The organism is Citrobacter sp. Cc139 (genome assembly GCF_030334645.1).
In the GTDB taxonomy this organism is placed as follows: domain Bacteria; phylum Pseudomonadota; class Gammaproteobacteria; order Enterobacterales; family Enterobacteriaceae; genus Citrobacter; species Citrobacter werkmanii.
Window position 1 is genome coordinate 1 of sequence record NZ_JAOWDM010000040.1, and the last position, 254, is coordinate 254.

The window sequence follows — 254 nt, forward strand, 5'->3', positions numbered from 1 at the left end:
GCGAAGATACGCTGGATATCTTTGGGGTTGTGACGTTTATCGTGAAAGCGGCAAGCTGATATGTTTGCCCTGGTTGATGTTAATTCGTTTTATGCCAGTTGCGAGACTGCATTCCGGCCAGATCTGAAAGGCAGGCCGGTAGTTGTTCTGTCAAATAACGATGGCTGCGTGATTGCCCGCAACGCTGAAGCCAAAAGAGCTGGTGTGAAAATGGGGGATCCGTATTTCAAGCAGAAGGACTTATTCCGTCGATA

At 48.4% G+C, this 254-nt stretch carries 1 protein-coding gene; it reads left to right on the forward strand.

Translation table 11 applies throughout. The annotated features are described in order from the left end of the window. Positions 1-60: 60 nt before the first annotated feature. Positions 61-254 (forward strand): Y-family DNA polymerase (locus tag OGV69_RS01380; RefSeq protein ID WP_502873878.1); only part of this gene is annotated, 194 nt, incomplete at its 3' end.